This window comes from Paenibacillus sp. M-152 (genome assembly GCF_003856555.1).
In the GTDB taxonomy this organism is placed as follows: domain Bacteria; phylum Bacillota; class Bacilli; order Paenibacillales; family Paenibacillaceae; genus Paenibacillus; species Paenibacillus polymyxa_C.
On sequence record NZ_CP034141.1, the window covers coordinates 215,001 to 228,138 of the forward strand.

The window sequence follows — 13,138 nt, forward strand, 5'->3', positions numbered from 1 at the left end:
CTACTCACTGAATTCATAGGTGAGTGAGAGGCAGACCAGGGGAACTGAAACATCTAAGTACCCTGAGGAAGAGAAAACAATAGTGATTCCGTCAGTAGCGGCGAGCGAACGCGGATTAGCCCAAACCAAGGAGCTTGCTCCTTGGGGTTGTGGGACGTCTCACATGGAGTTACAAAGGAACCGGTTAGATGAAGAGGTCTGGAAAGGCCCGCCAGAGAAGGTAAAAGCCCTGTAGTTCAAAACTTGTTCCCTCCGAGACGGATCCCGAGTAGTGCGGGGCACGTGAAACCCCGTATGAATCCGGCAGGACCATCTGCCAAGGCTAAATACTCCCTGGCGACCGATAGTGAAGCAGTACCGTGAGGGAAAGGTGAAAAGCACCCCGGAAGGGGAGTGAAATAGATCCTGAAACCGTGTGCTTACAAGAAGTCAGAGCCCGATCTATGGGTGATGGCGTGCCTTTTGTAGAATGAACCGGCGAGTTACGTTCCCGTGCAAGGTTAAGGTGAAGAGCTGAAGCCGCAGCGAAAGCGAGTCTGAATAGGGCGACTTGAGTACGTGGACGTAGACCCGAAACCGGGTGATCTACCCCTGTCCAGGGTGAAGGTGCGGTAACACGCACTGGAGGCCCGAACCCACGCATGTTGAAAAATGCGGGGATGAGGTGGGGGTAGCGGAGAAATTCCAATCGAACCCGGAGATAGCTGGTTCTCCCCGAAATAGCTTTAGGGCTAGCCTCGGAAAGAAGAATCGTGGAGGTAGAGCACTGATTGGGTGCGGGGCCCGCAAGGGTTACCAAGCTCAGTCAAACTCCGAATGCCATAGATTTAGTTCCGGGAGTCAGACAGTGAGTGCTAAGATCCATTGTCGAAAGGGAAACAGCCCAGACCATCAGCTAAGGTCCCCAAGTGTGTGTTAAGTGGGAAAGGATGTGGAGTTGCACAGACAACCAGGATGTTGGCTTAGAAGCAGCCACCATTGAAAGAGTGCGTAATAGCTCACTGGTCGAGTGACTCTGCGCCGAAAATGTAACGGGGCTAAACACACCACCGAAGCTATGGCTTGATGCTTGCATCAGGGGTAGGGGAGCGTTGAATGCGGGTTGAAGGTGTACCGGAAGGAGCGCTGGACTGCATTCAAGTGAGAATGCCGGTATGAGTAACGAAAAGATCTGTGAGAATCAGATCCGCCGAAAGCCTAAGGGTTCCTGAGGAAGGTTCGTCCGCTCAGGGTAAGTCGGGACCTAAGGCGAGGCCGATAGGCGTAGTCGAAGGACAACAGGTAGAAATTCCTGTACCACCGTAATCCGTGATGAGCGATGGGGTGACGCAGTAGGGTAGTGACGCGGACTGATGGATGTCCGTCTAAGCAGTGAGGCTGATGTGTAGGCAAATCCGCACATCGTAAGGCTGGGCTGTGATGGGGAGCGAAAATTATAGTAGCGAAGGTCATGATCTCAGACTGCCAAGAAAAGCCTCTAGCCAGGAGAAGGTGCCCGTACCGCAAACCGACACAGGTAGGCGAGAAGAGAATTCTAAGGCGCGCGGAAGAACTCTCGTTAAGGAACTCGGCAAAATGACCCCGTAACTTCGGGAGAAGGGGTGCCTCGGTAGGGTGAATAGCCCGAGGGGGCCGCAGTGAAAAGGCCCAAGCGACTGTTTAGCAAAAACACAGGTCTGTGCGAAGCCGCAAGGCGAAGTATACGGGCTGACGCCTGCCCGGTGCTGGAAGGTTAAGGGGAGTGGTAAGCTCTTCGGAGCGAAGCTATGAACCGAAGCCCCAGTAAACGGCGGCCGTAACTATAACGGTCCTAAGGTAGCGAAATTCCTTGTCAGGTAAATTCTGACCCGCACGAATGGCGTAACGACTTGGGCGCTGTCTCAACGAGAGATCCGGTGAAATTTTAATACCTGTGAAGATGCAGGTTACCCGCGACAAGACGGAAAGACCCCATGGAGCTTTACTGCAGCTTGATATTGAATTTGGGTACGATCTGTACAGGATAGGTGGGAGCCGTAGAATCTTGAGCGCCAGCTTGAGAGGAGGCATCCTTGGGATACCACCCTGATCGTATCTAGGTTCTAACTTGGTACCGTGATCCGGTGCGAGGACAGTGTCAGGTGGGCAGTTTGACTGGGGCGGTCGCCTCCTAAAGAGTAACGGAGGCGCCCCAAGGTTCCCTCAGAATGGTTGGAAATCATTCGAAGAGTGCAAAGGCAGAAGGGAGCTTGACTGCGAGACCTACAAGTCGAGCAGGGACGAAAGTCGGGCTTAGTGATCCGGTGGTACCGCATGGAAGGGCCATCGCTCAACGGATAAAAGCTACCCTGGGGATAACAGGCTTATCTCCCCCAAGAGTCCACATCGACGGGGAGGTTTGGCACCTCGATGTCGGCTCATCGCATCCTGGGGCTGAAGTAGGTCCCAAGGGTTGGGCTGTTCGCCCATTAAAGCGGTACGCGAGCTGGGTTCAGAACGTCGTGAGACAGTTCGGTCCCTATCTGTCGTGGGCGTAGGAAATTTGAGAGGAGCTGTCCTTAGTACGAGAGGACCGGGATGGACGTACCGCTGGTGTACCAGTTGTTCCGCCAGGAGCACCGCTGGGTAGCTATGTACGGAAGGGATAAGCGCTGAAAGCATCTAAGCGTGAAGCCCCCCTCAAGATGAGATTTCCCAGTATGTAAGACCCCTTGAAGACGACGAGGTAGATAGGTTGGGGGTGGAAGTGCAGTAATGCATGGAGCTGACCAATACTAATCGGTCGAGGGCTTATCCTAAAGATAAAGCGCAATGAAGTTTCGGATCCAGTTTTCAGGGTGTAACCTTGAAGTTAGAATTTGCGAGGCAAATTCATGTTTGGTGGCGATAGCGGAGGGGTTCCACACGTACCCATCCCGAACACGACTGTTAAGCCCTCCAGCGCCGATGGTACTTGGACCGCAGGGTCCTGGGAGAGTAGGACGTTGCCAAGCAACAAGTAAAAAGGACCATGATCTTATTGAGATCATGGTCCTTTTTTGCATGTAGTTGAAATTACTTATATTCTTACTTCTCTGTTGCTTACTCAAAGTAAAATATACTTTTGTAAGTAGATAGCTATCCTTAAAACCGTTTGTTTATAATGGTTGTCCTTCGTAGGAGTACAGTTGTTTGTACAGGGGAATACTACGGGTTAGGGCTGTTGATGAAGGCTTGACACCCCTATACCGCTTTGCTAAGATTGCAATAATATATTTTCAGAGAGCCTTGATTTGTCCATGTCGGACAGACAACAAGACCAATACAGACTAAACATTTTGAAGGAGGATCATCTTGGTGTGGGAAGATAAATTCGGTAAGGAAGGCCTTACCTTTGACGATGTTTTGTTGGTACCTCGTAAGTCGGTGGTACTGCCCAAAGAAGTAAGCGTAGCGACTCGTTTGAGTGATAACGTGAAGCTGAACATTCCTTTGATGAGTGCTGGTATGGATACTGTTACTGAGGCAGTGTTGGCAATTGCAATGGCTCGTGAGGGCGGTATCGGTGTTATTCATAAAAATATGTCGATTGAGCAGCAAGCGGTAGAGGTAGATCGGGTTAAACGCTCAGAGAGCGGTGTTATCACCAACCCGTTCTCATTAACTCCGGATCATTTGGTGTCCGATGCTGAGGCTGTTATGGGTAAATACCGTATTTCCGGTGTGCCTGTTGTAAACGAAGAAAACAAACTGGTGGGTATTATTACTAACCGTGATCTTCGCTTTATTCACAATTTTGATCTTAAAATTAGTGAAGTCATGACAAAGGAAGAATTGGTAACTGCACCAGTAGGCACGACTTTACAGGAAGCGGAAGTCATTTTGCAAAAGCATAAAATTGAAAAGCTTCCTCTGGTCGATGAAGGGAACTACCTCAAAGGTCTGATCACCATCAAAGATATTGAGAAAGCTATTCAGTTTCCGAACGCAGCGAAGGATGCACAAGGGCGTCTTCTGGTCGGTGCGGCTGTCGGCATTTCCAAGGATACGTTTGAACGGACTGAAGCACTTGTAAAAGCTGGTGTGGATTTGATTGTTGTGGATTCCGCTCATGGCCATCATATTAACATTATTGAAGCAGTCCGCGAGTTGCGTAAAACTTATCCTGATCTGACGATTGTAGCAGGTAATGTAGCTACGGGTGATGGAACGCGCGAATTGATTGAAGCAGGAGCATCGGTCGTTAAGGTTGGTATTGGCCCAGGCTCTATCTGTACAACACGCGTAATTGCAGGGATTGGAGTTCCGCAAATAACAGCTATTTATGATTGTGCAACAGTAGCACGTGAATATAATATTCCGATTATTGCAGATGGAGGTATTAAATACTCCGGTGAAATTACAAAGGCCATTGCGGCAGGGGCTTCTGCAGTAATGCTGGGAAGTCTTTTTGCAGGTACGGAAGAGAGCCCAGGCGAATCGGAAATTTATCAAGGACGTCGCTTCAAAGTATATCGTGGTATGGGCTCTATGGCTGCGATGAAGCAAGGTAGTAAAGATCGTTATTTCCAAGATGACGACAAGAAATTGGTACCGGAAGGCATTGAGGGACGCGTTGCTTATAAAGGACCACTATCCGACACTGTTCACCAGCTGTTGGGCGGTCTTCGCTCCGGTATGGGATATTGTGGTACTGCTAATATTGAAGAGCTTCGTAACGATACAAGCTTTATCCGTATTACAGGTGCAGGTCTGCGCGAAAGCCATCCGCATGATGTGCAGATTACGAAAGAAGCGCCAAACTACTCTCTATAAAATTCAGCTGTATTTGACTTGACGACAGGCAGAGCGCATTTCGCTCTGCCTGTCTTTTTTTAGAGATACCCCTGTGATAGAATAGACAAGTGTCCGCCTTCTCATGAGGTTATTGATGAATTAGGACGCATAGGTATTTTGGATGATTCCTACCAGTTAAGAAGATTCGAGCACAGAATGCTCATGACAAGCTATATCTTAGGAAACGAAATGACATTAAATTGTATAACACTAAAACATTAATTCTTTGGCCGAGTAAAGGCTGTAACCACCGTCTCGTTATATATAGCGGATCGGGTTAAGGTACGAGAGGAGTTTGTATTCATTTGAAAGCGAACAATTTTAAAAAGAATAATAAACGCAGCATGATTAAAAAGAGTGTGACTGCAGTCATGGTGCTTAATATGATGTATATGTCGTCCTTGCCTGTTGTAGGCAATTTCGATTCAAGCGTGGCTACTTTTGCTGCTGGAGCGGCAACAGAGGCAACGAATATCACGGGAACAGGTTCCATTACCCCCCCTAGTCTGGCACTTCGTTCGGCCATTTTGATTGAGCCTTCCACTGGGCAGGTTTTGCTCTCTATGAATCCAGATGAGCCGCTCCCGCCAGCCAGTATGACTAAAATGATGACAGAATACATTGTGGCTGAGCAGGTTAAGCAAGGCAAACTTAAGTGGACGGATAAGGTTACGGTTAACGAGAATGCTTCTAAGAGTATTGGATCACGTATTTTTTTGGCTCAAGGGGATCAACATACGGTAGAAGAGCTTTATATTGCCATGGCAGTAGGTTCTGCCAATGATGCCACAGTAGCTCTTGCTGAACGCGTATCTGGAACCGAGCAGGATTTTGTAAAACTAATGAATGAAACAGCTCAGAGAATGGGTATGAAAAATACGTATTTTATCAACTCGACTGGCTTGGACCGTAAGGATATGCCTACAGGATTTCAACCGGACACTGACCGGGAAACTGTGATGACTGCGAGAGATGCAGCTACTCTGGCAGGTTACATCATTAAGGACCATCCGGATTATACACGGTTTACCACAATTCAATCGTACAAATTCCGTCCAACCGACAAAGCACCGATTATTAACTATAACTGGATGCTAGAAGCGAACAAAAATATTACTAACTTTAGAAAGTTTGCTTATCCAGGTTTAGACGGAATGAAAACAGGTCATACGGCTAATGCTGGAAACTGTTTTACAGGTACGGCTGAACGTAATGGAATGCGTCTCATCAGTGTAGTTATGGGCGCTGACTCTGATGCACACCGTTTTACAGAGACGGCTAAAGTGCTGAACTATGGCTTTGATAACTTTGAAGTGAAGCAGGTTGTTGCTCCAAAGACGGTGGTTAAGGGCGTTGAGAATGTGCCTGTAACCAAAGGTACGGAAACAGAAGTGCCGATTGTCACAAAAGATGCAGTAAGTTTTATCGTACCTAAGGGTGCAAGCAATCCTAAGGTAACCTTTACAACGAACATAACACCAGCAAGCTCTCTCGTGGCACCTTTGAAACAAGGGGCTAAAGTCGGTACGATTACGTACACATACAAAACGGATGGCGTGGATAAAGGCCAGACGAAAACTGTTGATTTGGTTACAACCACGGCAGTAGAAGAAGGCGGCTGGTTCCGAATGCTTTTCCGGGCAATTGGTGATTTCTTCGGCGATTTGTTCCAGGGAATTAAGAATCTCTTCTAAAGATGAAATGCTAATCGACCTAACGTGTCCTGCATTACTTATTTTGTAACTTGAAATGATTGTGTATTTGGCGTTCGTACGGTAAAATCTTAAGTTAGAATCTAAACGTAACCCATACAGGAGGCAACGACATGGAAACGGGAACTTCGCGTGTAAAAAGAGGTATGGCAGAGATGCAAAAAGGCGGCGTAATCATGGATGTCATGAACGCTGAACAGGCTAAAATTGCAGAGGCAGCAGGCGCTACAGCCGTAATGGCTCTTGAACGAGTGCCTTCGGATATCCGTGCAGCTGGTGGGGTTGCTCGTATGGCTGACCCTACGATTGTGGAAGAGGTTATGAAGGTTGTTTCTATTCCTGTTATGGCTAAGGCTCGTATTGGTCACTTTGTTGAGGCAAAGGTACTCGAATCTCTCGGTGTTGACTATCTCGATGAGAGTGAAGTATTGACACCTGCAGATGAGGTGTTCCATATCGATAAGCGGGAGTTCACCGTTCCATTTGTTTGTGGAGCCAAAGATCTAGGGGAAGCATTGCGTCGTATCGGTGAAGGCGCATCTATGATCCGTACAAAGGGTGAACCGGGAACTGGAAATATTGTTGAGGCTGTTCGTCACATGCGGTTTATTAATGGTCAAATTCGCAAGGTGCAAAACCTGTCGAAGGACGAGCTGTATGCAGAAGCGAAAAACCTCGGAGTTGCTTATGAACTGCTGTTGGAAGTGCATGAGCTTGGTAAGCTACCAGTGGTCAACTTTGCAGCAGGCGGTGTAGCAACACCTGCGGATGCTGCGTTGATGATGCATTTAGGCGCTGATGGTGTTTTTGTAGGCTCTGGTATCTTCAAGTCGGACAGCCCTGAGAAATTTGCACGGGCAATTGTGGAAGCGACCACTCATTACACGGATTACAAGCTGATTGCAGAAGTGTCCAAGAATTTGGGAACTCCTATGAAAGGCATTGAAATTTCCAAACTGGCATCGCATGAGCGCATGCAGGATCGTGGTTGGTAAGAAAGAAGGGGCCGGCATGAAAATAGGAGTATTGTCGCTGCAAGGCGCTGTGGCTGAGCATATACGAAGCGTTGAACGTGCAGGTGCTGAAGGTATAGCAGTGAAGAAGATCGAACAGCTCGATGAGCTGTCCGGTCTTATCATTCCCGGTGGTGAGAGCACAACTATCGGCAAGCTAATGCGCAAGTATGATTTTATAGAGGCTATACGTCAATTTTCCAATCAAGGCAAGCCTGTATTTGGCACTTGCGCGGGATTGATTGTACTGGCCAAAACGATTCAAGGACAGGAAGAAGCACATTTGGGACTAATGGATATTACAGTATCGCGTAATGCTTTTGGTCGCCAACGAGAAAGCTTTGAAACAGACTTGAACATTAAAGGGATTGAGGAGCCGGTTCGTGCGGTGTTTATACGCGCGCCTTTAATACAATCTGTCGGAATGGGAGTAGATGTGCTGTCTGAGTATAACGGCGAGATTGTGGCAGCCCGTCAGGGTCATTTGCTGGCTTCATCCTTCCATCCGGAATTAACAGACGATTTCCGGTTACATCAGTATTTTGTGGATATGGTCCGCGGATAGCGGAAAGTCAGGTTTGTAGTGTAGGAGGGATCACCTGTGTTAGATATAAAGATTTTGCGTAATGAGCTTGGTCGGGTTGAGAAAGCTTTACAGAACAGAGGTAAATCTCTGGATCTGATTAATGGTTTTACAGATCTGGATGTAAGCCGTCGTGAGTTGCTTCAGGAAAGTGAAGGACTCAAAAATCGTCGGAATGTCGTATCTGGTGAAGTAGCCAAGTTGAAGAAGAATAAGGAAAATGCGGATGATCTTATTGCTGAAATGCGCCAGGTCTCCGATCGTATTAAAGAATTGGATGAGCAAGTGCGTGAACTGGAAGTTCAGATCGACGAACTGGTCATGTCGATTCCTAATATCCCCAATGAGACTGTGCCTGTAGGCGCTTCGGAAGAGGACAATGTGGAAATTCGTCGCTGGTCAGAGCCACGCGAGTTTTCTTTTACACCCAAAGCACATTGGGAGTTGGCTCAGGATCTAGATATTCTTGATTTTGAGGCTGCAGCTAAGGTGACGGGTTCTCGTTTTACGTTCTATAAGGGACTGGGAGCGCGTTTGGAACGTGCGCTAATTAACTTTATGATGGATCTGCACAGTAGTGAGCATGGTTATGAAGAAATGCTACCTCCATACATTGTAAATCGGGACAGTCTGTACGGAACGGGTCAGCTTCCAAAGTTTGAAGAAGATTTGTTTAAATTGCGTGATACTGAGTATTATCTCATTCCTACGGCCGAAGTTCCGGTAACGAACTACCACCGTGAAGAGATTATGAATGCAGATCAGCTTCCTAAATATTATGTGGCATACAGCTCTTGCTTTCGCTCAGAGGCAGGATCTGCAGGACGTGATACACGTGGCTTGATTCGTCAGCATCAGTTCAATAAGGTGGAAATGCTCAAGCTGGTCCACCCGGATACCTCTTATGAAGAATTAGAGAAAATGACGAATAACGCTGAGCGTGTTTTGCAGCTGCTCGGACTTCCATATCGGGTGCTGGCACTTTGCACAGGGGATATGGGGTTTACGTCTGCCAAAACGTACGATCTGGAAGTATGGTTGCCTGAGAGCGGCATGTACCGTGAGATTTCTTCCTGTTCCAACACAGAAGACTTCCAAGCACGTCGTGCAAACATCCGGTTTCGTCCAGATGCGAAGGCAAAGCCTGAATTTGTACATACGCTGAACGGTTCAGGATTGGCTGTAGGGCGGACTGTAGCTGCTATTTTGGAGAACTATCAGCAAGAGGACGGAAGCATTGTGATTCCCGAAGTGCTGCGTTCATATATGCGAGGCATTGAGGTTATAACTCCTAAATAGTAAGCCTTGCATTCTTAAAAATTCTGTGGTAAAATAATTTTGTTGCGCCTGAGTTGTTTGATAGAGGGAAGCAGCTTTATCCATTTACCACCTGGAGAGGTACCGAAGCGGTCATAACGGGGCGGTCTTGAAAACCGTTAGAGTGCAAGCTCACATGGGTTCGAATCCCATCCTCTCCGCCATATTCTAAATAAAACCAAGCCATTCAAATACGATAGCTGGTACATTAGGTTCTATATGCTAATGATCAGGAATCGTGAAGAATGGCTTTTTTGTTGTATAAAAAGCCTGTTTTTTTCACACGTTATCAGATGTGGAGGTGCTGGCATGAATCGAGAAATGACAGTAGATCAGCAAAAGCTGGTAGAGGCCTGGCAGGAACAACTGCCGATTCTTTTGAATTCAGGGGATAAAACACAGGTACAGGCAGATGAAGCCGATAACCGGGCTATACGAATCCATATCGAGGTAGAAGGCCGACAAATGTACTCCTTTGATTTTGCGTGTACGTATGTAGATTCCCGGGAAGTACAGGTTAGCTTAGTCGATGTAGAGCGTGACGGGCGGTCTGTGGATGAACGAACAGATATCATTCAACAGCTGGTGTCCGATTATACTCGGCACATTCACCAATGTGCCCAAACATTACAGTCATTAACGCACTCGTAGTCATGAAGGAATGAGGAGGAAGGCGACATGACAAAGGCCAAAAATGGAATGGATAAAAACCTGTCCAACATTGTCGATGATTTGGAGCAACGTCCAGTAAATAGTCATCAGGCACAGCAAGTGCAGCAGGATCGTAATGATCGTCGTCATCAGGATTCACTGAATCACGATAAAACGGAAGATCTGACCCATCTATAGTCCTATTTTAAATGGTAATAAACGGATTTGTTGATGTACCAATAATTTAGACTTAGAATGGAGGATGCGTAAATGGGCAAGCCTAGAGCTGTTCCTGTTCCCGAGGCCCAGGATTCTGGCGGAAGTAATGAAAAGCGTGAGCGTACTCATCAACAAGAGCCCCTATCCGGTTCCAAGAAGGTGAAACAGCGGAATCACGTCGATCACCACAACAGACAAGGTTCATAAGCAGTCAGACTTTTCTCCTAAAAATATTACAAAGTATAGTACACCCTGGTTAGAGAGCCAGGGTGTCTTTGTGCTTATTGTAAGAAAATTTTCCAATAAGTGTTTCGCCGTTTGTGAATATGAGTTAAAATAGAAGGTGTGTATTTTTTTATAGCATAAAAAAAGGGGTTAATTTGAGAGGAGAGAATCTACACAATGAGTAAAAAATTATCCGTCTTGGTCCTCACTATGGTGTTGCTTATGACGGTAGCGCTGGTAGGTTGTAGCAAGAAGTTAGAACCGAAGGAAGCTGTTACGACCGGTACAGCAAATGCTATGAAGCTGAATTCCTATGAATCCAAAAGTCAATTTACCGTTAAGGAACTGACAATTACCTCTGCCTCTGTTCCAGCTGAGCAAAGTGCAATGGTAACTAGCATGCTGAAAAATGCTGATATTACAATGGATGGTGTATACCAAAAAGAGCCTTTCCAATCTGAAATGACGCTGGGCATTCATTTGAAAGGTGATCTTTCTACCAGCTTTACGATTCCAATGGTAATGACTAAAGATAAATTGTACGTTAAAATTCCTAATATTCCATTTTACCCGCTTCCACAGGATGTTGTAGGTAAATTCCTACTCATTGATCCACAAGAACTGGCTAAACAATCAGGACAAGAGTTTAACCCTGCAACTATGGATCAGGAAAAATCGCAGAAATTTGCGAACGAAGTGATTGCTGCGATTATGAATGAGTATGATCAAGCTACGTATTTCTTTGATATTGATCCTAAAGATGCTAAATTGCCGCAAGGCGTTGAAGCTAAACAAGTGGTTCAATTTAAAATCACGAACGACAATGTGAAGCAAGCGACTAATACATTTATTACTAAGGCGCTTCCTAAGGTCCTAGATATTATGTCTAAAGACGAATATGCTAGCATGCTTCAAGTGAAGAAGGAAGAACTGGCTGAAGCGAAGAAAGAACTGCAATCCAACACCAGCGAAGTCAGCAAAAAGCTGGATGAGTTGAAGAACTATTTGACAGTGAAACAGTTTGACATTAACACTGCTCTGAACAAGGATAACGTTCCTGTGTATCAAGATCTGAATGCGAACGTGGAAGTGAATGATCCTTCTACGAAAGACAATGTGAAATTGTCTGTAACAGGCTACTCGCAATACAGCAAAATCAATGAAAAAGCAGCATTTAAAGTGGGTATTCCAACAGCTGATCAAGTCCTGACTATTGAACAGCTACAACAAAAAATGCAAACTGTATCTCCTTAATTAGGAGGTAACATGATTACAAACATCATTCCTTCGAATGTGATGTAAGAAAACCGCTCGGCGTAGGCCGGGCGGTTTTTTTTGTTTATGAATAAGTTATCCTCCGTGCGGTTATTGAGATTCGTCACACGTGATCCTCAGCTAGAATTCCGAACATCTGATGATCCTGCCATTCGCCCTGAATCTGTACCAGCTTGCGAGCAATACCTTCTGGCTGAAAGCCACACTTCTGTAATACGCGTTGTGAGCGATCATTATGGAGAAGGGTGCCTGCTTGGAGGCGATGTAGAGATAAGGCACGGAAGGCATACTGTATGATCAATTTTAAGGCAGCCGTCATATGCCCTTTTCCCTGCTCATGTTGATCCATCATATAGCCGACATCGGCGAATTGTCCAACTCCACGCACCAGATTGGAAATAGAGATATAACCTATCAGCCGTTCTTGTTTTAGGAGAAAGATACCAAACAAGTATCCTCGATCTTCTTCCGCTTGGCGCAATCTCTCACGGATGTAATCCTGCTGTTTCTCTAAAGTGAAAAATGAATCCTCATACAGCGGTTCATAGGGCGCATGAGAGTCCCTATTTCGAAGCCTAAGGGCGAGAAGAGCTTCTCCATCCTCCAAGCTTAGGGGACGTAAAAAGATACCTTGAGGCGTATTATACAAGCTCATAGGCATGGGATGATCTCCTTTCATGAGGAATTAGCAGTGAGATGAAGAACTTTAGACTTTTCCTCCTCAGGATGGAGATGAAGGAGGAGACAATTTGGCAGCCGCTCTTTTTTGCCGGAGCTGCCGAAAAAAGTTTGTTAGCATGGAGGCACATTCCTCCTGAAGTACACCACTGGTTACTTCTGTACAATGATTGAACCGAGGCTCCTGCAATAAATTCATTAGCGTGCCTGCGCAGCCCGCCTTGGGATCTGTGGTGCCGTATATGAGATGGGGGACACGTGATTGCACAATGGCTCCAGCGCACATCGGACACGGCTCCAAAGTGACATACAGCCTGCAATCCAGCAGGCGCCAAGCTCCCAAATGCTCACTGGCCTGCCGGATGGCAACCATCTCTGCGTGTGCAGTTGGGTCGGTGTCGGTCTCGCGCAAATTGTAGCCGCGACCGATGATTTCATTATCTTTTACAATGACAGCTCCGATGGGGACTTCACCCAACGCTTCTGCCTTGTACGCTTCCTGAATGGCTTCTCTCATCCAATAGGCGTGATCCATAATGGTCACTGGGAAAATGCTCCTTTCAAACGCGGAATTATCCAACGAACAAGTATTCCGTTGTTAACATGATGTGAATAAAATTGTGGATAACACCATACTTGTCCACAGGTTTATCCACAGTTTATAATAACAT

11 protein-coding genes, 1 tRNA gene and 2 rRNA genes (1 of these 14 running past the window's edge) are annotated in these 13,138 nt (G+C 46.4%); 12 read left to right on the forward strand and 2 right to left on the reverse strand.

From position 1 onward, the window contains the following. The 12 genes from EGM68_RS00905 to EGM68_RS00955 all read left to right on the forward strand — a co-directional run. Positions 1–2,777, forward strand: a 23S ribosomal RNA gene (locus EGM68_RS00905); it begins 151 nt to the left of the window's first position. A 78-nt stretch (positions 2,778–2,855) separates the two neighbouring features. Beyond that, positions 2,856–2,972, forward strand: a 5S ribosomal RNA gene (gene rrf / locus EGM68_RS00910). 343 nt (positions 2,973–3,315) lie between these two features. Then, positions 3,316–4,773 carry an IMP dehydrogenase gene (guaB, locus tag EGM68_RS00915; protein WP_013368721.1) on the forward strand — a complete coding sequence of 486 codons (1,458 nt, stop codon included), beginning with the start codon at positions 3,316–3,318 and terminating at the stop codon, positions 4,771–4,773. Between the two features lie 326 nt (positions 4,774–5,099). Beyond that, positions 5,100–6,488 (forward strand): D-alanyl-D-alanine carboxypeptidase family protein, encoded by a 1,389-nt coding sequence (locus tag EGM68_RS00920; RefSeq protein ID WP_129548512.1) that lies wholly within the window; start codon positions 5,100–5,102, stop codon positions 6,486–6,488. Between the two features lie 131 nt (positions 6,489–6,619). Next, positions 6,620–7,501 (forward strand): pyridoxal 5'-phosphate synthase lyase subunit PdxS, encoded by an 882-nt coding sequence (pdxS, locus tag EGM68_RS00925; protein WP_013368723.1) that lies wholly within the window; start codon positions 6,620–6,622, stop codon positions 7,499–7,501. A gap of 16 nt (positions 7,502–7,517) precedes the next feature. Next, a complete protein-coding gene (gene pdxT / locus EGM68_RS00930) occupies positions 7,518–8,084 on the forward strand; it encodes a pyridoxal 5'-phosphate synthase glutaminase subunit PdxT (protein WP_013368724.1) in 567 nt (188 codons plus the stop codon). A 36-nt stretch (positions 8,085–8,120) separates the two neighbouring features. Next, positions 8,121–9,401, forward strand: coding sequence for a serine--tRNA ligase (serS, locus tag EGM68_RS00935; protein WP_058712451.1), 1,281 nt, complete (start codon positions 8,121–8,123; stop codon positions 9,399–9,401). Between the two features lie 93 nt (positions 9,402–9,494). Beyond that, positions 9,495–9,583: transfer RNA gene (locus EGM68_RS00940), tRNA-Ser, on the forward strand. A gap of 145 nt (positions 9,584–9,728) precedes the next feature. Further along, positions 9,729–10,070 (forward strand): hypothetical protein, encoded by a 342-nt coding sequence (locus EGM68_RS00945; protein ID WP_013368726.1) that lies wholly within the window; start codon positions 9,729–9,731, stop codon positions 10,068–10,070. 27 nt (positions 10,071–10,097) lie between these two features. After that, positions 10,098–10,268: a hypothetical protein gene (locus EGM68_RS25615; RefSeq protein ID WP_014599348.1), complete on the forward strand. Its 171-nt coding sequence runs from the start codon at positions 10,098–10,100 to the stop codon at positions 10,266–10,268. 72 nt (positions 10,269–10,340) lie between these two features. Beyond that, the gene (locus EGM68_RS00950; protein ID WP_058831469.1) at positions 10,341–10,496 is read left to right on the forward strand and encodes a small acid-soluble spore protein P; all 156 of its coding nucleotides are present in this window, start codon (positions 10,341–10,343) and stop codon (positions 10,494–10,496) included. Between the two features lie 195 nt (positions 10,497–10,691). Next, the gene (locus EGM68_RS00955) at positions 10,692–11,768 is read left to right on the forward strand and encodes a hypothetical protein (protein ID WP_014599350.1); all 1,077 of its coding nucleotides are present in this window, start codon (positions 10,692–10,694) and stop codon (positions 11,766–11,768) included. Positions 11,769–11,892: 124 nt separating this feature from the next. On the opposite strand, the gene EGM68_RS00960 is transcribed toward EGM68_RS00955, so the two are convergent. Beyond that, positions 11,893–12,450 (reverse strand): GNAT family N-acetyltransferase, encoded by a 558-nt coding sequence (locus EGM68_RS00960; RefSeq protein ID WP_025677175.1) that lies wholly within the window; start codon positions 12,448–12,450, stop codon positions 11,893–11,895. 60 nt (positions 12,451–12,510) lie between these two features. Further along, positions 12,511–13,011 (reverse strand): tRNA adenosine(34) deaminase TadA, encoded by a 501-nt coding sequence (gene tadA / locus EGM68_RS00965; RefSeq protein ID WP_014599352.1) that lies wholly within the window; start codon positions 13,009–13,011, stop codon positions 12,511–12,513. Positions 13,012–13,138: the final 127 nt, after the last annotated feature.

Coding starts and splice junctions, on each gene's coding strand:
- EGM68_RS00945 (WP_013368726.1), top strand. CDS start 9,729: ATGAATCGAGAAATGACAGTAGATCAGCAAAAGCTGGTAGAGGCCTGG.
- pdxS (WP_013368723.1), top strand. CDS start 6,620: ATGGAAACGGGAACTTCGCGTGTAAAAAGAGGTATGGCAGAGATGCAA.
- EGM68_RS25615 (WP_014599348.1), top strand. CDS start 10,098: ATGACAAAGGCCAAAAATGGAATGGATAAAAACCTGTCCAACATTGTC.
- EGM68_RS00955 (WP_014599350.1), top strand. CDS start 10,692: ATGAGTAAAAAATTATCCGTCTTGGTCCTCACTATGGTGTTGCTTATG.
- EGM68_RS00950 (WP_058831469.1), top strand. CDS start 10,341: ATGGGCAAGCCTAGAGCTGTTCCTGTTCCCGAGGCCCAGGATTCTGGC.
- pdxT (WP_013368724.1), top strand. CDS start 7,518: ATGAAAATAGGAGTATTGTCGCTGCAAGGCGCTGTGGCTGAGCATATA.
- EGM68_RS00960 (WP_025677175.1), bottom strand. CDS start 12,450: ATGCCTATGAGCTTGTATAATACGCCTCAAGGTATCTTTTTACGTCCC.